The following is a 19,346-nucleotide window of genomic DNA, read 5'->3' as shown; positions in this document are numbered from 1 at the left end:
GCGCGTGGTCAGCGCCTACGGCGCTGACTGCCCTGCGCTTCTCGAAAGTCAGGGCCGCCACGGAATGGCGCGTCGGCTACGCCGCCGCTTAGCCGTGGCGGGCCCCCCCTGACTTCCTGCGATGCTCGGCACGCTTTACGGGAGAAAAAGCGGCTAAGCACAACCGGCACCCCACAGCATCACACACAGATAAATATTTCTCTGCCCACCAACCCAACGACTTTCCAACACATCCACAAGTCTCTGGGCACACCGCCGATAAAAAGTCCACGCCCAGGCGGATGTCAAAATGCCGCCGCGCGCCCTGCGCACACGCTACGCATGCCATGATAGTATGTCCGGCGTTCCGCCAATCCCGAATTGCCGATGTGAGCCGCCCACGATGAAACCCGCCCTTATGCGCCCGGCCCTGCCCGGTCTTGCCCTGTGCGCCAGCCTGCTGCTGAGCGCCTGCACCACGCCTTACAGCGAAGCCCCGGTGGCCAGCAATTTCCCGACCAGCAAACAGCATAAACTGCAAGCCGGCGCGCACTGGGACGCCATCGCCAAAGACGCCGCCACCACCTTGGTGACCTCGCTGCGCCTGGGCAAGGGCTGCATCGCCGCCTATCCGGATTGCAACCAGTTGGTGCTGCGCCCGCCGCGTGAAGTCACCCCGTTTTCGCGCGCCTTCCACACCTTGCTGACCACTTCGCTGGTGAATCAGGGCGTGCAAATGATTCCATACGGCAGCGCACCGCAGCCGTCGATGGCCTACACCCCGCCGCCGATGCCGGCGCCACTGGTCAGTGCCCCGACGCCGCGCGTGGTCAAGCGCCAAAAATATGGCAAAAAAACCTATCTGGCCACCACTCCCAAACCAGTCGTCCAAATGGCCCCCGTGGATGCCATGCCGGTGATCCCGCCAGCCCCGGCGCCACGTCAGGAGCTGGAAGTGGACATCCAGGTGGTGAAATTCTCGCCAGATCGCCTGGACGGCCGGTACTTCATCAGCGGCACGGCGCTGGGGGGTGGGGTCTGGGCATTGCAAGGCCTGTGGACGCAAACCTCGCCGCAGGGCATCGCCACTGGCGCGGCCCTGGGCGCAGCATTTGATGCCCATCGCTGGTTCAGTTCGGAATTCGCCCGTGGCGGCGTGCCACAGCTGGAAATGATCATCACCGTATCGGCATTGACCAATGGCCAGTACGTTGGCCGGGTCAGCAATATTTATTACCTGACCGACAGTGATTTGGCGCTGTACATGCAAATGCCGCCGCCACCGCCCAAGCCGGCGCTGCCGGTGATGCCACTCAAGGGAGGCCTGTGATGAAGCGTTTGCTTGCCCTGACCGCCAGCGCCCTGTGTCTGGGCCTGAGCGCCTGCGCCACCGACGGCAGCCGCAGCGAGCCCACCTATGAGGCCGCCGCACGCAATGAGCTGGTGAGCACCAATTACCGCGCAGCGGATGTGCTGCTTGGCCAACTGCGCAATCTGGACAATGAAGGCCCGATGCTGGTGGCCACGCTGGTGAATATCGACGCGCTGGAGCGCTCGTCCACCCTGGGCCGGCTGGTGTCGGAACAGGTGGCGGCGCGCTTTGCCCAGCAAGGCCGCGCCATGGTCGAGCTGAAGCTGCGCCACACCATGTATATGCGTCGCACCGAAGGCGAACTGGCGCTGACCCGCGAAATCGCCGAGGTGGCCCGTCAGCACAATGCCCGCGCCATCCTGCTGGGCAGTTATGGCCTGAGCGGCGACATGGTGTTCGTCAACCTGAAAGTGGTGCAGCCGGGTAACAATCTGGTGCTGGCCGCCTATGATTACGCGCTGCCGCTGAACCGCGAAGTGCGCAGCCTGCTCGGCCTGCCGGGCTGACCCGTGTTGCGAGGACACCTCATGAAATATCTGGCAGCAGCCTGCCTGGCCGCCGTGGTGAGCGGCTGTTCCGCCGTGGGCTACCACGGCGGTGTGATGACCGCCAGCGATGGCTATGTGCTGGAGCGCAAGATCACCGCGCTCAGCGGCCGCGATGTCGAGCTGACCGTCTGGGCCCACGCCAATAGCGAAGGCGTGCTGGAGCAAACCCTGCGCGCCGAGGCCCGCGCCTATGGCGTGCGCCAGGGCTGCCCGAACCCCGGCATTGAAAAACTGGTGTTTGGCCTGGAAAACGCCATGCTGGACGCCCGCCGCTATGCCCGCGCCACGGTGCGCTGCACACCCAGCGCCAATCTGGCCGGCTATAACCAGCCGGGCCTGGTGAATCTGTCGCCGGCCGGCGCCTTGCCCGAGCCGACCATTGATCCGGGCATGAGCGTCAAGAAAAAAACCAGCAGCAAAAGTAAAAAACGCCAGAACCCGTAATCACCGCCTGGCAATAAAAACGGGACACGCCCAAGAGGGGGGTGTCCCGTTTTTGTGTACATTGCGCCAAGCCAGCCTGTAAGCCGGGTTCTGTGCCGGCGTTGCCGCCGGTGACAGTCATTCCTCTAGGCCGACGATTACTCGCCGGCTCAAGCAACCTACCCGGGAACCATGCGGGCCGCATGAACGTTCCCCTATTTGGTCTTGCTCCGGATGGGGTTTAGCCTGCCGTCCGTGTCGCCACGTCCGCGGTGCGCTCTTACCGGAACAGCCGTTGCCGGCCATTCACCCCGAGGGGCCACCTTTTCACCCTTGCCTGTGCCGGTTGCCCGGCCATCGGCGGTTCTGCTCTCTGTTCCACTTTCCGTCGCCTTGCAACGCCCGGTCGTTAACCGGCATCCTGCCCTGTGGAGCCCGGACTTTCCTCTCCCTGCAAGCAGGCAGCGACTGTCCGGCTGACTCGACGCGGGGGGATTGTAGCACTCCCCGCCCGATCAGGCGGGTAAAAGTGCGGCAAACTCACTCCACCGTCACGCTCTTGGCCAGATTGCGCGGTTTGTCCACATCGGTCCCCTTGCGAATGGCGGTGTGATAGGCCAGCAATTGCAGCGGGATGGTATACAGCAGCGGGTTGAGGTCGCGCATGCCGGCGGGCAGGGCAAGCACATGCTGGCCGGGGCCGGCTTCAACGGCGGCGTCGGACAGCACAAACAGTTCACCATTGCGCGCGCGCACTTCCTGCATATTGGACGCCAGCTTGTCGAACAGCGCGTCATTCGGTGCGCAGACGATAATCGGCATGTCGCGGTCCACCAACGCCAGCGGGCCGTGTTTGAGCTCGCCGGCCGGGTAGGCTTCGGCGTGGATGTAAGAGATTTCCTTGAGCTTGAGCGCGCCTTCCAGGGCAATCGGGAACAGGGTGTGACGGCCCAGGAACAGCGCGTGCTGGCGGGTGGCCAACGCTTCGGCCCATTGCTCCAGCCCGCTTTCCAGCGCCAGCAGCGCGTTCACCGCGCCGGGCAGGCGCTTGAGGTCGGCCAGCGCGTCGGCTTCGCGTTCGGCGCTCAGGCGGCCGCGCACCTTGGCCAGCGCCAGGGTCAACAGATACAGCGCCACCAGCTGGGTGGTGAAGGCCTTGGTCGAGGCCACGCCGATTTCCGGGCCGGCGTGGGTCAGAAAACGCAGCGCCGACAGGCGGATCAGCGAGCTTTCCGGCACATTGCAGATGCTCAGCGTTTTGTCGTGGCCAAGCGCCTTGGCGTGCTTGAGCGCGGCCAGGGTATCGGCGGTTTCGCCGGATTGCGAGATGGTGACCACCAGCGCCGAGGGGTTGGCCACGCTGTCGCGGTAGCGGTATTCGCTGGCCACCTCCACGCTGGTGGGCAGCCCGGCCAGGCTTTCCAGCCAGTATTTGGCCACCAGGCCGGCGTGATAGCTGGTGCCGCAGGCGATGATGGTCACGGCATTGATGTCGGCGAACAAGGCCGGCGCTTCGGCGCCAAACAGGCTGGGCTCGATGGTGTTGCCCACCCGCTCCAGGGTGTCGGCCAGCGCGCGCGGCTGTTCGTGGATTTCTTTTTGCATGTAGTGGCGGTATTCGCCCAGCTCGGTGACATCGGCCGATTGTTCGGACACATGCACCACCGGCTCGACACGCTCGCCAGCCTGATTGAACACTTGCACCTCGGTCAGCGTCAGCCGGGCGATTTCGCCTTCTTCCAGGTAAATCACTTTTTGCGTGACCGGCAGCAAGGCGGAGACATCAGAAGCAAAGAAGTTTTCTTCAATGCCCAGGCCCAGCAGCAGTGGGCTGCCGTGGCGGGCGCAGACCATCACATCCGGATTGTCGGCGGCAATCACGCCGATGGCGTAAGCGCCGTGCAGCTCGGCCAGGGTTTGCTGGACGGCGCGCAGCAGGTCGTGGTGGGTGACGTAGTAAGAATGGATCAGATGCACCATGACTTCGGTGTCGGTGTCTGATTCAAACGCATAGCCCTGCGCCGCCAGGCGTTCGCGCAGCGGCTGGTGGTTTTCGATGATGCCGTTGTGCACCAGCGACAGCAGACCATGAGAAAAATGCGGGTGGGCGTTGCGCTCGCACGGCGCGCCATGGGTGGCCCAGCGGGTGTGGCCAATGCCGGTCAAGCCTTTCAGGCCCACGCGGCGGGTTTGTTCGGCCAGCTCAGCCACGCGTTCGGTGCTGCGCTCGCGCGCCAGGCCCTGCTCGCCCACCACGGCGACGCCCACCGAGTCATAGCCGCGATATTCCAGCCGCCGCAGCCCTTCCAGCAGGATGGGCACGACATTACGTTGCGCGATGGCGCCGACGACTCCACACATGGGAAAACCTTTGCAAGGGAAAATAATTGGGAATACCAGCATTTTACGCGGCTGGCGCGGCTGCGCCTATGTGGGCAGCCGCGCGGCGCACGCCAGCCAGAATCAGGTTTTTTTCAGCGGGCGCTGCCAGCCGCTGAGGCTGAGCTGCTTGGCGCGCGCCACGGTCAGCTGCTCGGCCGGGGCATCCTTGCTGATCACCGAACCGGCGCCAATGGTGGCGCCCGCGCCCACGGTAACCGGGGCCACCAGCATGGTGCCCGAGCCAATAAACGCCCCGGCTTCGATGGTGGTGCGGAATTTGTTCACGCCGTCGTAGTTGCAGGTAATCGTGCCGGCGCCGACGTTGACCTTGGCACCCACGTCGGCGTCGCCGACATAGCTCAGATGATTGACCTTGGCGCCGGCCGACAGCGCGCTGTTCTTGATTTCGACAAAATTGCCGATGTGCACGTCCTCAGCCAGCCGCGCGCCGGGGCGCAGGCGGGCAAACGGGCCGATGCGGGCGTCGGCGCCGACTTGCGCGCCATCCAGGTGCGAAAACGCCGCCACCTGCACGCCAGCGGCCAGGCTGACGTTTTTCAGCACGCAGTTGGGGCCGATGCTGACGCCATCGCCGAGGGTGACGTCGCCTTCAAACACGCAATTGACGTCGATGCTGACATCCCGACCGCAGCGCAACTCGCCTCGAATGTCGATGCGCGCCGGGTCGGCCAGCGTCACGCCAGCGTCCAGCAGCACGCGGGCCTGGTTGGCCTGAAAAATCCGCTCCAATTCGGCCAGTTGCGCCTTGTTGTTGACCCCTGCCACCTGCCAGGAGGCCGGCGCGCCAACGCCATGCACGGTGACGCCATCGCGCACCGCCAAACCGATGACGTCGGTCAGATAATATTCGCCTTGGGCGTTGCCGTTCTTCAGCTCGGCCAACCAGCCGGCCAGACGGGCATTGGGCAGGGCGACAATGCCGGTGTTGATTTCGCACAGGGCTTTTTGCTCGGCGCTGGCGTCTTTTTCTTCGACGATGCACTGAATGCGCCCGGCGGCGTCGCGCACGATGCGGCCATAGCCGGTCGGATTGACCAGGGTGTCGGTGAGCAGGGCGACGTCATCGGCCGGGGTGTCCAGCAGGCGGCGCAGGGTGGCGGGCTCGGTCAGCGGCACATCGCCGTACAGCACCAGGGTGCGCCCTTCGCTGGGCAGGTGCGGCAGCGCCATCTTGACGGCGTGGCCGGTGCCCAATTGCTCGCTTTGCAGCGCAAACGCCAGCGGGCCGGCATGGCCCGCAAAAGCAGCGCTGACTTGTTCGGCGCCGTGGCCAATCACCACCACGCACTGACTGGGCAACAGCGACAGGGCCAGATCAATGACGCGGGCCAGCATGGGCTTGCCGGCAATCGGGTGCAGCACTTTGGGCAGGTCGGAATACATGCGCTTGCCGCGACCGGCGGCAAGAATGACAACAGAAACAGGGTTCATACGGCCTCGACAAACGCGCCGCACGACGGCGACGCATGCTGGAATTCAGTCACAACATTCTCGCCGATAGCATAACAAACAAAAAGGCCACCGTCTGTGACGGTGGCCTGCAAACCCGGTTCTGCCCGCCAGATGGCGCACAGAACAGTGTTTTAGTGCACCCGCTTGCGCAGGTACTCGAGTGCGTGCAGCTCGGCAATTGCCGCCTTGAGCGCCGCGCGAGCTTGCGCGGTCTCTTGGTCGTCGGTGGCCTTGGACAGCGCCGCCTCGGCATCGCGTTTGGCCGCTTGTGCGCGTTGCTCGTCGAGCTCCTCGCCGCGAATGGCCGTATCGGCAAGCACGGTGATGAGGCTGGGTTGCACTTCCATCATGCCACCCGACACCACCACCAGCACTTCTTTGGCCTGGCCCGGTACGCGGATGCGCAGCGAGCCGGGCTTGATACGGGTCAGTAGCGGCACGTGACGGGGATACACGCCAATCTCGCCCATTTCAGCGGGAGCCACGAGGAACTCGGCTTCGCCGGAATAGATCTGCGCTTCGGCGCTGACCACGTCAACATGCATCGTACTAGCCATAACAAGCCCCTTCCATTAGACGGTTTTGGCCTTCTCGATGACTTCGTCGATGCCACCCACCATGTAGAACGCTTGTTCCGGCAGGTGATCGTACTCGCCACTGAGAATTGCCTTGAAGCCAGCAATGGTGTCCTTCAGCGACACGTACTTGCCCGGCGAGCCGGTGAACACTTCCGCCACGAAGAACGGCTGCGACAGGAAACGCTGGATCTTACGCGCACGGGCCACGGTCAGTTTGTCTTCTTCAGACAGTTCGTCCATACCCAGAATCGCGATGATGTCACGCAGTTCCTTGTACTTTTGCAGAGTCATCTGCACGCCGCGCGCCACGTTGTAGTGTTCTTCACCCACCACCAGCGGATCGAGCTGACGGGAGGTGGAGTCCAGCGGATCCACGGCCGGGTAGATACCCAGGGCGGCGATGTCACGCGACAGCACCACGGTGGCGTCCAAGTGGGCGAAGGTGGTGGCCGGGGACGGGTCAGTCAAGTCATCGGCAGGCACGTACACGGCCTGGATGGAGGTGATCGAACCCGCCTTGGTCGAAGCCACGCGCTCCTGGAATTTACCCATTTCTTCGGCCAGGGTCGGTTGGTAACCCACAGCAGAAGGCATACGACCCAGCAGTGCGGACACTTCGGTACCGGCCAGGGTGTAACGGTAAATATTGTCCACGAACAGCAGAACGTCGCGACCTTCGTCACGGAAGTTCTCGGCCATGGTCAGGCCAGACAGCGCCACGCGCAGGCGGTTGCCCGGCGGTTCGTTCATCTGACCGTACACCAGCGACACTTTGTCCAGCACGTTGGAGTCGTTCATTTCGTGGTAGAAGTCGTTACCCTCACGAGTACGCTCACCCACGCCGGTAAACACCGAGTAGCCGCTGTGTTCGATGGCGATGTTACGGATCAGCTCCATCATGTTCACAGTCTTGCCCACACCGGCGCCGCCGAACAGACCCACTTTACCGCCCTTGGCGAACGGGCACAGCAGGTCGATCACCTTGATGCCGGTTTCCAACAGTTCGGTGGCGGCGGACAGCTCGTCGAATGCCGGGGCCTTGCGGTGGATCGGCATGCGCTTTTCTTCGCCGATCGGGCCCTTTTCGTCAATCGGGTCACCCAGCACGTCCATGATGCGGCCCAGAGTGGCCTTACCCACCGGGACAGACACCGGCGCACCGCTGTTGGCTACTGCCAAGCCGCGACGCAGACCGTCGGAGCTACCCATGGCGATCGCACGGACCACGCCGTCACCCAGCTGTTGCTGAACTTCGAGCGTCAGACCCGTTTCGAGCACCTTCAATGCGTCATAGACCTTAGGCATGGCATCGCGCGGGAACTCCACGTCAATAACCGCGCCAATGATCTGAACGATTTTGCCTTGGCTCATTATCGGTTCCTAAAAAATATATCGGTTGCCCGCGCCTTACACCGCAGCGGCGCCCGCGACGATTTCGGAAAGTTCCGTGGTAATCGCTGCCTGACGGGCCTTGTTGTAAGTGAGCTTGAGGCTCTCGATCAGATTGGCTGCATTGTCCGTGGCGGCCTTCATGGCCACCATCCGGGCGGCCTGTTCCGAGGCCATGTTCTCGGCCACACCCTGGTAAATCACCGATTCCAGATAGCGGCGGACCAGGAAGTCAAGGACCGACTTCACGTCCGGCTCGAACAGGTAATCCCACGGGTGGGAATGCTCAACAGCCATGTGTTTGGTCGAGAGCGGCAGCAGTTGCTCCAGCGTCGGCTCCTGCTTCATGGTGTTCACGAAGCGGGTGTAAACGATGTGCAGTTCGTCGATGGTGCCTTCCGCGTAGGCATTGATCATCACCGAAATCGGGCCGATCAATTTATCCATTTGCGGGGTGTCACCCAGTTGGGTGGCGCTGGCCACGACGTTCAGCTTCAGGCGCTGCGCAGCAGCCAGGCCTTTTTGGCCCAGCGCACATACGTCAACCTGCACGCCCTGCCCCATCAGTTCGTCCACTCTCTGGCAGAACCGACGCAGCAGGTTGGCGTTCAGGCCGCCCGCCAAACCCTTGTCCGAAGTGATCAGGATCACACCGGCGCGCTTGACGCTGCTGCGCTTGGCCAGCAGCGGATTGTTCGCGTCAGGGTTGGTCTGGGCAAGGTGCGCCATGACCTGGCGCACCTTTTCGGCGTAAGGACGAGCTGCGCGCATGCGATCCTGCGTTTTCCGCATTTTCGACGTTGCAACCATCTGCATGGCGCGGGTGATCTTTTGCGTGTTCTGCACGCTCTTGATCTTGGTGCGAATCTCTTTGCCGACTGCCATTCCCTGTTCCTTTCAGTCTGTTATCCGAAAGGATCAGTTGAAGTTGAAGCCGGCTTTGAACGACTCGAGTTCCTTGGCCAGGATTTTCTCGTTGTCGCCCGACAATTCACCGGAAGCTTCAATGGCAGACAGCACAGCGGCTTGATTGGCCTTCATGTGCGACAGGAAAGCCGCTTCGAACGCCAGCGCCTTTTTGACCGGCACGCCTTCGTAGAAACCCTTGGTCACCGCGAACAGCGTCAGCGCCATCTCCGACACCTTCAGGGTGGAGAATTGCTTTTGCTTCATCAGCTCGGTCACGATTTCACCGTGTTGCAGCTGCTTGCGGGTGGCTTCGTCCAGGTCAGAGGCAAACTGGGCAAACGAGGCAAGTTCGCGATACTGAGCCAGGGCCAGACGGATACCGCCGCCCAGCTTCTTGATGACCTTGGTCTGTGCAGCGCCACCCACGCGGGACACCGAGATACCGGCGTTGATAGCCGGACGGATGCCCGAGTTGAACAGGTCGCTTTCCAGGAAGATCTGGCCGTCGGTAATCGAGATCACGTTGGTCGGCACGAAGGCGGACACGTCACCAGCCTGGGTTTCGATGATCGGCAGGGCGGTCAGCGAACCGGTCTGGCCTTTCACTTCACCGTTGGTGAACTTTTCAACGTAATCGGCGTTCACGCGAGCAGCGCGCTCCAGCAGGCGGCTGTGCAGATAGAACACGTCACCCGGGTAGGCTTCACGGCCCGGCGGACGGCGCAGCAGCAGGGAGATCTGACGGTAGGCCACGGCTTGCTTGGACAGATCGTCATACACGATCAGGGCGTCTTCGCCGCGATCGCGGAAGTATTCGCCCATGGTGCAACCGGAGTACGGTGCGATGTATTGCAGCGCGGCGGCTTCGGAAGCGGAAGCGGCGACGATGATGGTGTGACCCAGGGCATCGTGTTCTTCCAGCTTGCGCACCACGTTGGCGATGGAGGAGGCTTTTTGGCCCACTGCCACGTAGATACACACAACGCCAGTGCCCTTCTGGTTGATGATGGCATCCAGGGCAACAGCGGTTTTACCGGTTTGACGGTCACCAATGATCAGCTCACGCTGACCACGGCCAATCGGCACCATCGAATCGATGGCCTTCAGGCCGGTTTGCATCGGTTGGTCAACCGATTTACGGGCAATCACGCCCGGCGCGATTTTTTCAATCGGCGAGGACAGCTTGGTGTTCAGCGGACCTTTGCCGTCGATCGGTTGGCCCAGCGCGTTCACCACGCGGCCCACCAGTTCGCGGCCGACCGGCACTTCCAGAATGCGGCCGGTGGTCTTGACTTCGTCACCTTCACTGATGTGCTCGTATTCGCCCAGCACCACGGCGCCCACCGAGTCACGCTCGAGGTTCATGGCGAGACCGAAGGTGTTGCCCGGGAATTCGAGCATTTCGCCCTGCATCACATCGGCGAGGCCGTGGACGCGGACGATGCCGTCAGTCACCGACACCACGGTGCCCGTGGTGCGCACTTCGGTGCTCGACGGCAAGTTCTGAATCTTCGCGCGAATCAGCTCGCTGATTTCAGAAGGGTTTAACTGCATGATCTCTCCTAACTTTTGAGGCTTACCGCCATTGCTTGCAGTTTGCCGCGCACCGAGGCGTCAATGACATCGTCGCCCACCTTGATCCGCACCCCACCAATCAGGTCGGGGTCGACGCTCGTTGACAGGCGGACATCCTTGCCGAACTTCGCTTTGAGCGTGCCGGCAAGCTCCTGGGCCTGTTGGTCGTTGAGCGGAAAGGCGGATTCGACTGTGGCTTCCACCACACTCTCTTCACGCGATTTCAGGAGTTCAAACTGTCTGGCAATTTCCGGTAGCAACGTCAGACGGTGGTTTTCCTGCAGCGCGTCGATGAAGTTTTTCACTTCAACGTCGGCGCGGTCACCCAGCACATCGACGATCAGCTTTCCGACCTCTTGAGCGGTGCTCTTGGGGTTGGTGACCAGGGTCACCACCTCCGAGTGCTCCATCATGGCAGCAAGGACGGCGAGGGCCTCGCCCCAAGGGGCGAGTCGATTTGCGTCTTTGGCCAACCGGAATACCGCTTCGGCGTAAGGCCTCGCTACGGTAATGATTTCTGCCATGAGTTAATTACAACTCCGCTTTGATGGAGGCTAGCAGATCAGCGTGTTTGCTTGCGTCAACTTCCTTGCGCAGGATTTTCTCTGCGCCAGCGACAGCAAGACCAGCCACTTGGCTGCGCAGGGATTCCTTGGCGCGCAGCACTTCTTGATCGATTTCGGCCTTGGCGTCAGCAATGATGCGTTCGCCTTCGGTCCGAGCAGCCTGTTTCGCTTCTTCGACGATCTGGTTGGCGCGCTTCTCGGCGTTGATGAGCATTTCGGTCGCCTTTTGTTGGGCAGCACGAATTTCAGCTTCGACGCGACGAGATGCTTCTTCCAGATCCTGTTTACCGCGTTCCGCAGCGGCCAAGCCATCAGCAATGCGCTTGGCGCGCTCGTCCATCATGTTGGTCAGCGGAGGCCAAACAAATTTCATGGTGAACCACACCAGGACGGCGAATGTGAGCGCCTGTCCCAGCAGTGTTGCGTTGATATCCACGCTTGTTTTCCCCCAGAGTGTTTACAACAACCGGACTTGCGGCGGATTAGTGACCAGCAGCAGCCTTCAGAGCGGCAACACCAGCGGTCAGGAACGGGTTGTTGAAGGTGTACAGCAGACCCACACCCACACCGATCATCGAGATGGCGTCAAGCAGACCGGCGATAATGAACAGCTTGGTTTGCAGAACCGGGATCATTTCCGGTTGGCGGGCCGAGCTTTCCAGGAACTTGCCGCCCAGAATGCCGAAACCCAGTGCGGTGCCGATGGCGCCCAAGCCGATCATGATGGCGGCGGCCAGTGCGGTCATGCCCTGAATCTGCGAAACGAATGCTTCCATTTATATCTCCTAAGGATTTACAGAAGGATGGTTGAGAAACCGTTAATTGCGAAAATCGCGTTTTAAATCAGTGGTCTTCCACCGCCAGGCTCAGGTACACGATGGTCAACATCATGAACACGAACGCTTGCAGCGTGATCACCAGGATGTGGAAGATGGCCCACGGACCGCCCAGCAGCCACTGCACATACCACGGCAGCAGAGCAATCAGGATGAAAATCAGTTCACCGGCATACATATTGCCGAACAACCGCAGGGCCAGCGAAATCGGCTTGGCGATCAGCTCGATCAGCTGAAAGATGAAGTTGATCGGGCCAACTTTCGGGCCAAACGGCGCGGAGAACAGCTCGTGCATGTAGCCGCCAAAACCCTTGGCCTTGATCGAGAAGCCAATGATCAGGAACATCACCGACAGCGACATGGCGAAGGTGGCGTTGACGTCAGCGGAAGGCACCACACGCAGATAAACGTGATGCGGATCAGCACCCATGGCGCCGCCGATCAGTTGGGCAATGTAGGGCAGGAGGTCAACCGGCAGCATGTCCATGGCGTTCATCAGGAACACCCAGCAGAACACGGTCAGGGCCAGCGGGGCCACCATATCGCTCTTGGCGTGGAAAATATCGCGAACCTGATTGCCGACCATCTCGACGATGGATTCCACCAGACATTGCAGACGACCCGGATTTTCGACGCTGAAATTGCGCACGACACGGGCGAATACAAACAGGAAGATGAAACCCAGAATCAGCGACACGCTGAAGGTGTCGACGTTGAGCGACCAAAAACCGCCGTCATGCGGCGCCTTGGCGTGGGTCAGGTGGTGCTTGATGTAGTCAGTAGCGGAGCCTGCCATAACACGTTCTCGATTTATTTAGATAGAAGGGCGATCCAATAGGCCACCAGCGTTGCAAAAAAACTTGAAAACAGCGCTAATGGCACAACATCCTTATAGAGCGCGAGCACCAGGGCAAACATCAGGCCGGTCACGGCCAGTTTGGCGGCTTCGGCGGCAAAGTGCGCGGACAGCAGTTTTCCGGGTGCACCCCGCGGCTTGCGGTAGGCAATGCGCACATACACCAGCGCCGGCACAATTCCGACAAGCGCGCCAAGGAGGGCAGACACGGGCGCGTGCCACGAGGGCATGCCGAGAATCCCGCTCACAATCACCACCGGCAGCGACAGGCGAATTTGCCAGCGCAACAATTTGCTTACAGCGTCAGCCAGTTGCTTGGGCAGTCCAAGCACGAACTCAGAGATTATACTCACAGGGCATCCGTCACGTCAATGAATTGCGCGGTCTTATACAAGACCGCGCCGATTTTAAACATCTGAAAGGCTTGGCAATTTCACTGACGACCGCTCAGCGCGGCGATCAAGTTGTCAAGCTGGTCTAAAGTCGCATATTCGACCACCAGCTTGCCGCTGCCCTTGCGCCCAGGCCGGATGCTGACCTTGGCGCCCACCTTTTCTGACACCTCTTCCGCCAGGCGCAACACGTCCGGATCGGCCCGCGCCTCACTGCGCGGCGCCGGCGGATGCAAGAGCTGCTGGGCGCGCTGCTCGGCGTCGCGCACCGACAAGCCTCGTTCCGCAATGTCCTGCGCCAGGCTGACTTGCTGCAACACCGGCAGGGTGAGCAAGGCGCGCGCGTGGCCCATATCCAGCTTGCCGTCGTTCACCAAGGCCTGCACCGGCTCGGCCAGCGACAGCAAGCGCAACAGATTGCTCACCGCGCTGCGCGAGCGGCCCACCGCGGCGGCCACCGCCTCGTGCGTCATGCCAAACTCGTCGGCCAGCCGCTTCAAACCCAGCGCTTCTTCCAGCGGATTCAGATCTTCGCGCTGAATATTTTCGATCAGCGCCATCGCCAGCGCGGCTTCGTCCGGCACGGTGCGCACCACGGCCGGCACTTCGGCCAGCCCGGCCAGCTGGCTGGCGCGCCAGCGCCGTTCGCCGGCAATCAGCTCGTAGCGCTCGTAGCCCACCGGGCGCACCACCAGCGGCTGAATCACCCCCTGGGCGCGAATCGACTCGGCCAGCGCTTCCAGCGCGGCGGCGTCCATATGCGTGCGCGGCTGATACTTGCCCGGCTCGATGGCGTGAATCGGCAGGGTTTGCAGCTGATCGTCGCTATGATTGACCGCGAGCAGGGCATCCAGCCCGCGGCCCAGTCCTTTGGGTTTGGCCATGGTTTATCCCACCTGCTTGGGAAGGGTGAGATGCAGGCGCTGGGCGATTTCTTCCACCAGCGCCAGATACGCCTTGGCCCCGCGCGAGGCGCGATCATACGCCAGCGCCGGCATGCCGTGGCTGGGCGCTTCCGCCAGCCGCACATTGCGCGGAATCGCCGTCTCGAACAGTTTGCCAGGGAAATATTGCTGCAATTGGGCGCTGACCTGCTGCGACAAGGTAAAACGCGGGTCGTACATGGTGCGCAGCAAGCCAAGCATCTCGATGCCCGGATTCAGCGAGGCGCGGGCTTTCTTCAGGGTGTTGACCAGGTCGGACAAGCCTTCCAGCGCGTAATACTCGCACTGCATCGGGATAATCACTCGGCTGGCGGCGGCCAGGCCGTTGAGCGTCAGCAGATTCAGCGCCGGCGGGCAATCCAGCAGAATCAAGTCGTAGTCGGCGCGCACTTCGGCCAGGGCGTCTTTCAGCCGCTGTTCGCGGCGCGGGGCCGACACCAGTTCGACCTCGGCGCCGCCCAGCTCGCGGTTGGCCGGCAGCACGTCAAAACCGCCGCTTTCCGAGCGGCAGCGCACCGCCTCCAGCGTCGCTTCGCCCAGCAGCAGGCGATACAGCCCGCCGGCCGGCAGTTTGGCCTTGTCGATGCCGCAGCCCATGGTGGCGTTGGCCTGCGGGTCGAGATCGACCAGCAGCACGCGCAGCCCTTTGGCGGCAAAACCCGCGGCCAGATTGACCACGGTGGTGGTCTTGCCGACGCCGCCTTTCTGGTTGGTGATTGCAATAACCGTGGCCATGCCGAACATCCTTCCTGATTAAACGCGGGCCAGGGTGACCAGATGCCGCTCGGCATCCAGCCCCGGCACATGCAGCGCCTGCACCGACACCACGCGGATGTCATCGGGCAGCTGGGCGATTTCCTCGTAAGGATACACGCCTTTGAGCGCCGCCCACACGCCGCCGTCGGCCAGCACATGACGGGTCAGGCGCACAAACTCGGCCAGATCGGCAAAGGCGCGCGAGGTGATCACGTCAAACGCCGACGCCGCCAGCGCCTCGACGCGTTCGCAATGCACCTCAACATTGTTCAGCCCCAGCTCAATCGCCGCCTGACGCAGGAAGGTGGTTTTTTTGTGGTTGGCGTCGATCAGGGTCAGCTGCCAGTCCGGGCGGGCGATGGCGAACAGCATGCCGGGCATGCCGCCGCCGGAGCCGACGTCCAGCACGCGCACGCCCTGGATGTGCGGCAGCGCGCTCAGGCTGTCCAGCACGTGGTAGGCCACCATGCGCTCGGTTTCGCGCACGGCGGTGAGGTTATAGGTTTTGTTCCATTTATTGAGCAGCGCCAGATATTGGTTCAGGCGATCGATTTGCTCGGCGGACAATTCCAGGCCCAGTTGCGCCAGGCCGGCTTCCAGTTCTTGTTCAAGCGTCATGCGAAGTCTTTCGGGCATCGTTGCCGGCGCGTTTCAGATAGACCAGCAACAGCGACACCGCTGCCGGCGTCATGCCGGACAGGCGCGATGCCTGGCCCAGGGTTTCCGGGCGATGCTGGCCAAGTTTTTGTTGTACTTCCTTGGAGAGCCCAGGCACGCTGGCGTAGTCCAGATCGGCCGGCAAGGCAATGTGTTCGATCTGGTCGCGGCGGGCGTTTTCTTCGGCCTGGCGCTCAATATACCCTTGGTATTTGACCTGAATTTCCACCTGCTCGGCAACCTCGTCCGGCGCCGGCTCGGCGCCAAAGCCGGGCAGGGTGGCCAGGCTGGCGTAGCTGACCTGCGGACGGCGCAGCAGGTCTTGCAGGTTGTATTCGCGCTCAATGGCCTTGCCCAGCACGCGCTCGGCGTCGGCGGCGGCCAGCACGCGCGGATTCACCCAGGTGCTGCGCAGCCGCTCCAACTCGGCGGCCACCGCGTCGCGCTTGCGGCAGAACATCGCCCACTGCGCATCGCCCACCACGCCCAGCGCGCGGCCGGCCTCGGTCAGGCGCAGGTCAGCGTTGTCCTCGCGCAATTGCAGGCGGAACTCGGCGCGGCTGGTGAACATGCGGTACGGCTCGGTCACCCCACGGGTGATCAAATCATCCACCAGCACGCCCAGATAGGCCTGGTCGCGGCGCGGACTCCAGCCATCGCGCTCTTGCACATACAGCCCGGCGTTGATGCCAGCCAGACAGCCTTGTGCGGCGGCCTCTTCGTAGCCGGTGGTGCCGTTGATCTGGCCGGCGAAGAACAAACCAGCGATGTGTTTGCTTTCCAGCGTGGATTTCAGCGCGCGCGGATCAAAATAATCGTATTCGATGGCGTAGCCCGGACGCAGGATGGTGGCGTTCTCCAGCCCGCGCATGCTGCGCACCGCCGCCAGCTGGATATCAAACGGCAGGCTGGTGGAAATCCCGTTCGGGTAGATTTCGTGGGTGTCCAGCCCTTCCGGCTCGAGAAAGATCTGGTGACTGTCACGGTCGGCAAAGCGGTTGATCTTGTCTTCAATCGACGGGCAGTAGCGCGGCCCCACGCCTTCGATCACCCCGGTGAACATCGGCGAGCGATCAAAGCCCGAGCGGATGATGTCGTGGGTCTGGGTATTGGTGTGGGTGATCCAGCAGGGCAGCTGGCGCGGGTGCATGTCGCGCGATCCGCGCACGGAAAACACCGGGCGCGGATCGTCGCCGGGTTGTTCTTCCAGCAGGTCAAAGCGGATGGTGCGCCCATCCAGGCGCGGCGGCGTGCCGGTTTTCAGCCGCCCCACCGGCAGGGCCAGCTCACGCAGGCGCGCGCCGAGGGTCAACGCCGCCGGGTCGCCAGCGCGCCCGCCAGTGTAGTTTTCCAGGCCGATATGAATCTTGCCGGACAAAAACGTGCCGGCGGTCAACACCACCGAGCGGGCGCGAAAGGTGATGCCGGCCTGGGTGATCACCCCGGCCACGCGGTCGCCGTCCAGCAGCAAATCGTCCACCGGCTGCTGGAACAGCATCAGATTATCCTGGTTTTCCAGCATATGGCGGATGGCCGCCTTGTAGCGCACGCGGTCGGCCTGGGCGCGGGTGGCGCGCACCGCCGGGCCTTTTGAGCTGTTCAGCGTACGAAACTGAATCCCGCCCATATCGGTGGCCAGCGCCATCGCCCCGCCCAGCGCGTCCACTTCGCGCACCAGATGGCCTTTGCCGATGCCGCCAATCGACGGGTTGCACGACATCTGCCCCAAGGTCTCGATATTGTGGCTGAGCAAAAGCGTGGCGCGGCCCATGCGGGCGGCAGCCAGGGCGGCTTCGGTGCCGGCGTGGCCGCCGCCGACAACAATCACGTCAAACTGGGTGGGGTAGATCATGGCGCGCTCACCAGCGGGAAAGTGCTTGAACAGGGGGCAGTATTGTATGCGAAAACCGTTCTCGGCGTAAGTTGTTGATTTGCCAGCCGCCGGCCGGGTTTTTACCCGATCATGATTCCGTCACCTCGGCGTCAAACGCTTGTCATCGCCGGCTCGCACACTGGCGGACAACCATGATCGGGAGAAAACCATGCTGCAAGAAAGACTTGCCCGCGCCCCGCGCGCGGCCCGCCTGAGCGTGCGCCTGGCCGCCAACGCCGACGAGCTGCGCCAGGCGCAAAAACTGCGCTACCGCATTTTTGGCGAAGAAATGGGCGCGCAACTGGCCTCGGCCCAGCTGGGCATCGACTGCGACGAGTACGACGAGCTGTGCGATCACCTGGTGGTGGTCAGCCCGGATGGCGAAGTGGTCGGCACCTATCGCATGCTCAGCCCGGACAACGCCCGCCGGGCGCCCAAGCTGTATTCCGAACATGAGTTCGATCTTTCCCGCCTCACCCATGTGCGCGACAGCCTGGTGGAGGTCGGCCGTTCCTGCGTGCATGCGGACTACCGCACCGGCGGCACCATCGCCCTGCTGTGGTCGGGCCTGGCTCAGTATGTGCGCGAGCACAACGCTGAATACCTGGCCGGCTGCGCCAGCGTCAGCCTGAAAGATGGCGGCCATCAGGCGGCCAGCCTGTACCGCAAACTGGAAGCCAGCCACCTGGCGCCGGCGGAATGGCGGGTGTTCCCGCATCTGCCGCTGCCGCTGGCCCAGCTGACCGACACCGTGGACGTGGCGATTCCGGCGCTGATCAAGGGTTATCTGCGCGCCGGGGCCTTTGTCTGCGGCGAACCGGCCTGGGACCCGGATTTCAACTGCGCGGATTTCTTTATGCTGCTGCCGATGGGGCGGGTGACTGAGCGTTACAACCGCCACTTTGTCGGCGAATAAGAGTCGCTAACAAAACCCTCCTGGCGTTGTTGCGTGACCTTGCCGTACTGCTTGTACTGTCTGCGGTCACACGCCTAGCCAGGAGCGCTGCGCTGGATTTTGTGAGCGACTCTTAAGCCTTGCTCACCAAACCCGGCTGACCGCCCCGCCCCACCTTGCCGGCCGCCTTGCCGCATCCGACAATACAGGCATGGCAGATCTCTACACTTTCGAACCGGTGGGCGTGCTGCACAGCCCCTACCGGGAAAAATTCGGCATCCCGCGCCAGCCCGGCCTGGCGCGCCACGCCCACGCCGAATTGCGGCTGAGCCCGCCCTATAACCACCCGGACAGCGTGCGCGGACTGGAAAGTTTTTCTCACGTCTGGCTGCTGTTTGCGTTCCATCACACCGCCGAACAAGGCTGGAAGCCCACCGTGCGCCCGCCCCGGCTGGGCGGCAATGCCCGGGTGGGCGTGTTCGCCAGCCGCTCCACTTTTCGTCCCAACCCGGTCGGCCTGAGCGTGGCGGAACTGCTGGGCGTGGACACCGACCACGGCGTCACCCTGCGCCTGGGCGGCGTAGACCTGCTGGACGGCACGCCGATTTTCGACATCAAACCGTATATCCCGTTTGTCGACAGCCAACCGCAGGCGATTGGCGGCTTTGTCGATGGCCCGCCGGCGCTGCTGCCGGTGCGCTGGTCCGCCAAGGCGCGCGCGTCGGTCAACGCCCGGCTGGCGCGCTGGCCGACGCTGGATGCGCTGATTGAAGAAGTGCTGGCGCAAGACCCGCGCCCGGCGTACCAGGACGACCCGGCGCGCGAATACGGCGTGCGCCTGTACGACTGCAATGTGCGCTTTATCATCGCCGACGGCGTGGCCAGCGTGCTTGATGTCTGCGACGATGTCCCCATGTAGTCACCGAGGAACTTGCCCGGCCCT

The 19,346-nt window shown here is 62.6% G+C and carries 20 protein-coding genes and 1 other RNA gene; 5 read left to right on the top strand and 16 right to left on the bottom strand.

Annotation, left to right across the window (positions count from 1 at the left end; translation table 11 throughout):
* Window positions 1-382: 382 nt before the first annotated feature.
* From DFR34_RS06370 to DFR34_RS06360, 3 genes are read left to right on the top strand one after another with little or no spacing between them, the layout of a single operon-like run.
* A complete protein-coding gene (locus DFR34_RS06370; RefSeq protein ID WP_146215068.1) occupies window positions 383-1,309 on the top strand; it encodes a hypothetical protein in 927 nt (308 codons plus the stop codon).
* Window positions 1,309-1,857: a FlgO family outer membrane protein gene (locus DFR34_RS06365; protein ID WP_110390324.1), complete on the top strand. Its 549-nt coding sequence runs from the start codon at window positions 1,309-1,311 to the stop codon at window positions 1,855-1,857. The genes DFR34_RS06370 and DFR34_RS06365 overlap by 1 nt, the downstream gene beginning before the upstream one ends.
* Before the next feature lie 21 nt (window positions 1,858-1,878).
* The gene (locus DFR34_RS06360) at window positions 1,879-2,343 is read left to right on the top strand and encodes a hypothetical protein (RefSeq protein ID WP_110390323.1); all 465 of its coding nucleotides are present in this window, start codon (window positions 1,879-1,881) and stop codon (window positions 2,341-2,343) included.
* 63 nt (window positions 2,344-2,406) lie between these two features.
* Here the strand turns inward: DFR34_RS06360 and rnpB are convergent.
* The 16 genes from rnpB to mnmG all read right to left on the bottom strand — a co-directional run bounded on the left by rnpB (window position 2,407) and on the right by mnmG (window position 17,487).
* An RNA gene (rnpB, locus tag DFR34_RS06355) (RNase P RNA component class A) lies at window positions 2,407-2,806 on the bottom strand.
* A 56-nt stretch (window positions 2,807-2,862) separates the two neighbouring features.
* Window positions 2,863-4,683, bottom strand: a complete 1,821-nt coding sequence (gene glmS / locus DFR34_RS06350; protein WP_110390322.1) for a glutamine--fructose-6-phosphate transaminase (isomerizing) — start codon at window positions 4,681-4,683, stop codon at window positions 2,863-2,865.
* Window positions 4,684-4,785: 102 nt separating this feature from the next.
* Window positions 4,786-6,156 carry a bifunctional UDP-N-acetylglucosamine diphosphorylase/glucosamine-1-phosphate N-acetyltransferase GlmU gene (gene glmU, locus DFR34_RS06345; protein ID WP_110390321.1) on the bottom strand — a complete coding sequence of 457 codons (1,371 nt, stop codon included), beginning with the start codon at window positions 6,154-6,156 and terminating at the stop codon, window positions 4,786-4,788.
* 152 nt (window positions 6,157-6,308) lie between these two features.
* Window positions 6,309-6,722, bottom strand: coding sequence for a F0F1 ATP synthase subunit epsilon (locus tag DFR34_RS06340; RefSeq protein ID WP_245906823.1), 414 nt, complete (start codon window positions 6,720-6,722; stop codon window positions 6,309-6,311).
* 27 nt (window positions 6,723-6,749) lie between these two features.
* On the bottom strand, window positions 6,750-8,126 hold the full coding sequence (gene atpD, locus DFR34_RS06335) for a F0F1 ATP synthase subunit beta (RefSeq protein ID WP_110390319.1): 1,377 nt from the start codon (window positions 8,124-8,126) through the stop codon (window positions 6,750-6,752).
* A 36-nt stretch (window positions 8,127-8,162) separates the two neighbouring features.
* A complete protein-coding gene (gene atpG, locus DFR34_RS06330) occupies window positions 8,163-9,029 on the bottom strand; it encodes a F0F1 ATP synthase subunit gamma (RefSeq protein ID WP_110390318.1) in 867 nt (288 codons plus the stop codon).
* Between the two features lie 33 nt (window positions 9,030-9,062).
* Window positions 9,063-10,607, bottom strand: coding sequence for a F0F1 ATP synthase subunit alpha (gene atpA / locus DFR34_RS06325; protein ID WP_110390317.1), 1,545 nt, complete (start codon window positions 10,605-10,607; stop codon window positions 9,063-9,065).
* A gap of 8 nt (window positions 10,608-10,615) precedes the next feature.
* Window positions 10,616-11,152 carry a F0F1 ATP synthase subunit delta gene (locus tag DFR34_RS06320; RefSeq protein ID WP_110390316.1) on the bottom strand — a complete coding sequence of 179 codons (537 nt, stop codon included), beginning with the start codon at window positions 11,150-11,152 and terminating at the stop codon, window positions 10,616-10,618.
* Between the two features lie 7 nt (window positions 11,153-11,159).
* Window positions 11,160-11,630 carry a F0F1 ATP synthase subunit B gene (locus tag DFR34_RS06315; RefSeq protein WP_110390315.1) on the bottom strand — a complete coding sequence of 157 codons (471 nt, stop codon included), beginning with the start codon at window positions 11,628-11,630 and terminating at the stop codon, window positions 11,160-11,162.
* Window positions 11,631-11,676: 46 nt separating this feature from the next.
* Window positions 11,677-11,970 carry a F0F1 ATP synthase subunit C gene (atpE, locus tag DFR34_RS06310; RefSeq protein ID WP_110390314.1) on the bottom strand — a complete coding sequence of 98 codons (294 nt, stop codon included), beginning with the start codon at window positions 11,968-11,970 and terminating at the stop codon, window positions 11,677-11,679.
* Between the two features lie 67 nt (window positions 11,971-12,037).
* Window positions 12,038-12,826, bottom strand: coding sequence for a F0F1 ATP synthase subunit A (atpB, locus tag DFR34_RS06305; protein WP_110390313.1), 789 nt, complete (start codon window positions 12,824-12,826; stop codon window positions 12,038-12,040).
* A 14-nt stretch (window positions 12,827-12,840) separates the two neighbouring features.
* The gene (locus DFR34_RS06300; RefSeq protein ID WP_158281748.1) at window positions 12,841-13,218 is read right to left on the bottom strand and encodes an ATP synthase subunit I; all 378 of its coding nucleotides are present in this window, start codon (window positions 13,216-13,218) and stop codon (window positions 12,841-12,843) included.
* A gap of 101 nt (window positions 13,219-13,319) precedes the next feature.
* Window positions 13,320-14,162: a ParB/RepB/Spo0J family partition protein gene (locus tag DFR34_RS06295; RefSeq protein ID WP_110390311.1), complete on the bottom strand. Its 843-nt coding sequence runs from the start codon at window positions 14,160-14,162 to the stop codon at window positions 13,320-13,322.
* 3 nt (window positions 14,163-14,165) lie between these two features.
* Window positions 14,166-14,957, bottom strand: a complete 792-nt coding sequence (locus DFR34_RS06290; RefSeq protein ID WP_110390442.1) for a ParA family protein — start codon at window positions 14,955-14,957, stop codon at window positions 14,166-14,168.
* An 18-nt stretch (window positions 14,958-14,975) separates the two neighbouring features.
* Window positions 14,976-15,596, bottom strand: coding sequence for a 16S rRNA (guanine(527)-N(7))-methyltransferase RsmG (gene rsmG / locus DFR34_RS06285; protein ID WP_110390310.1), 621 nt, complete (start codon window positions 15,594-15,596; stop codon window positions 14,976-14,978).
* The gene (gene mnmG / locus DFR34_RS06280; RefSeq protein ID WP_110390309.1) at window positions 15,586-17,487 is read right to left on the bottom strand and encodes a tRNA uridine-5-carboxymethylaminomethyl(34) synthesis enzyme MnmG; all 1,902 of its coding nucleotides are present in this window, start codon (window positions 17,485-17,487) and stop codon (window positions 15,586-15,588) included. Before mnmG ends, rsmG begins: the two co-directional genes overlap by 11 nt.
* A gap of 190 nt (window positions 17,488-17,677) precedes the next feature.
* Here mnmG and DFR34_RS06275 point away from each other — a divergent pair, with 190 nt between their 5' ends.
* A complete protein-coding gene (locus DFR34_RS06275) occupies window positions 17,678-18,424 on the top strand; it encodes a GNAT family N-acetyltransferase (RefSeq protein WP_110390308.1) in 747 nt (248 codons plus the stop codon).
* 190 nt (window positions 18,425-18,614) lie between these two features.
* Window positions 18,615-19,322: a tRNA (N6-threonylcarbamoyladenosine(37)-N6)-methyltransferase TrmO gene (gene tsaA, locus DFR34_RS06270; protein WP_110390307.1), complete on the top strand. Its 708-nt coding sequence runs from the start codon at window positions 18,615-18,617 to the stop codon at window positions 19,320-19,322.
* Window positions 19,323-19,346 lie beyond the last annotated feature (24 nt).

The sequence above is a fragment of the Rivihabitans pingtungensis genome (assembly GCF_003201855.1).
Lineage (GTDB): Bacteria > Pseudomonadota > Gammaproteobacteria > Burkholderiales > Aquaspirillaceae > Rivihabitans > Rivihabitans pingtungensis.
This window is presented reverse-complemented; position numbering and strand designations above follow the sequence as displayed.

What these genes read in the sequence shown, in the direction of transcription:
- DFR34_RS06370 (WP_146215068.1), top strand. Translation starts at nt 383, where the DNA reads ATGAAACCCGCCCTTATGCGCCCGGCCCTGCCCGGTCTTGCCCTGTGC.
- DFR34_RS06365 (WP_110390324.1), top strand. Translation starts at nt 1,309, where the DNA reads ATGAAGCGTTTGCTTGCCCTGACCGCCAGCGCCCTGTGTCTGGGCCTG.
- DFR34_RS06360 (WP_110390323.1), top strand. Translation starts at nt 1,879, where the DNA reads ATGAAATATCTGGCAGCAGCCTGCCTGGCCGCCGTGGTGAGCGGCTGT.
- glmS (WP_110390322.1), bottom strand. Translation starts at nt 4,683, where the DNA reads ATGTGTGGAGTCGTCGGCGCCATCGCGCAACGTAATGTCGTGCCCATC.
- glmU (WP_110390321.1), bottom strand. Translation starts at nt 6,156, where the DNA reads ATGAACCCTGTTTCTGTTGTCATTCTTGCCGCCGGTCGCGGCAAGCGC.
- DFR34_RS06340 (WP_245906823.1), bottom strand. Translation starts at nt 6,722, where the DNA reads ATGCATGTTGACGTGGTCAGCGCCGAAGCGCAGATCTATTCCGGCGAA.
- atpD (WP_110390319.1), bottom strand. Translation starts at nt 8,126, where the DNA reads ATGAGCCAAGGCAAAATCGTTCAGATCATTGGCGCGGTTATTGACGTG.
- atpG (WP_110390318.1), bottom strand. Translation starts at nt 9,029, where the DNA reads ATGGCAGTCGGCAAAGAGATTCGCACCAAGATCAAGAGCGTGCAGAAC.
- atpA (WP_110390317.1), bottom strand. Translation starts at nt 10,607, where the DNA reads ATGCAGTTAAACCCTTCTGAAATCAGCGAGCTGATTCGCGCGAAGATT.
- DFR34_RS06320 (WP_110390316.1), bottom strand. Translation starts at nt 11,152, where the DNA reads ATGGCAGAAATCATTACCGTAGCGAGGCCTTACGCCGAAGCGGTATTC.
- atpE (WP_110390314.1), bottom strand. Translation starts at nt 11,970, where the DNA reads ATGGAAGCATTCGTTTCGCAGATTCAGGGCATGACCGCACTGGCCGCC.
- atpB (WP_110390313.1), bottom strand. Translation starts at nt 12,826, where the DNA reads ATGGCAGGCTCCGCTACTGACTACATCAAGCACCACCTGACCCACGCC.
- DFR34_RS06295 (WP_110390311.1), bottom strand. Translation starts at nt 14,162, where the DNA reads ATGGCCAAACCCAAAGGACTGGGCCGCGGGCTGGATGCCCTGCTCGCG.
- DFR34_RS06290 (WP_110390442.1), bottom strand. Translation starts at nt 14,957, where the DNA reads ATGGCCACGGTTATTGCAATCACCAACCAGAAAGGCGGCGTCGGCAAG.
- rsmG (WP_110390310.1), bottom strand. Translation starts at nt 15,596, where the DNA reads ATGACGCTTGAACAAGAACTGGAAGCCGGCCTGGCGCAACTGGGCCTG.
- mnmG (WP_110390309.1), bottom strand. Translation starts at nt 17,487, where the DNA reads ATGATCTACCCCACCCAGTTTGACGTGATTGTTGTCGGCGGCGGCCAC.
- DFR34_RS06275 (WP_110390308.1), top strand. Translation starts at nt 17,678, where the DNA reads ATGCTGCAAGAAAGACTTGCCCGCGCCCCGCGCGCGGCCCGCCTGAGC.
- tsaA (WP_110390307.1), top strand. Translation starts at nt 18,615, where the DNA reads ATGGCAGATCTCTACACTTTCGAACCGGTGGGCGTGCTGCACAGCCCC.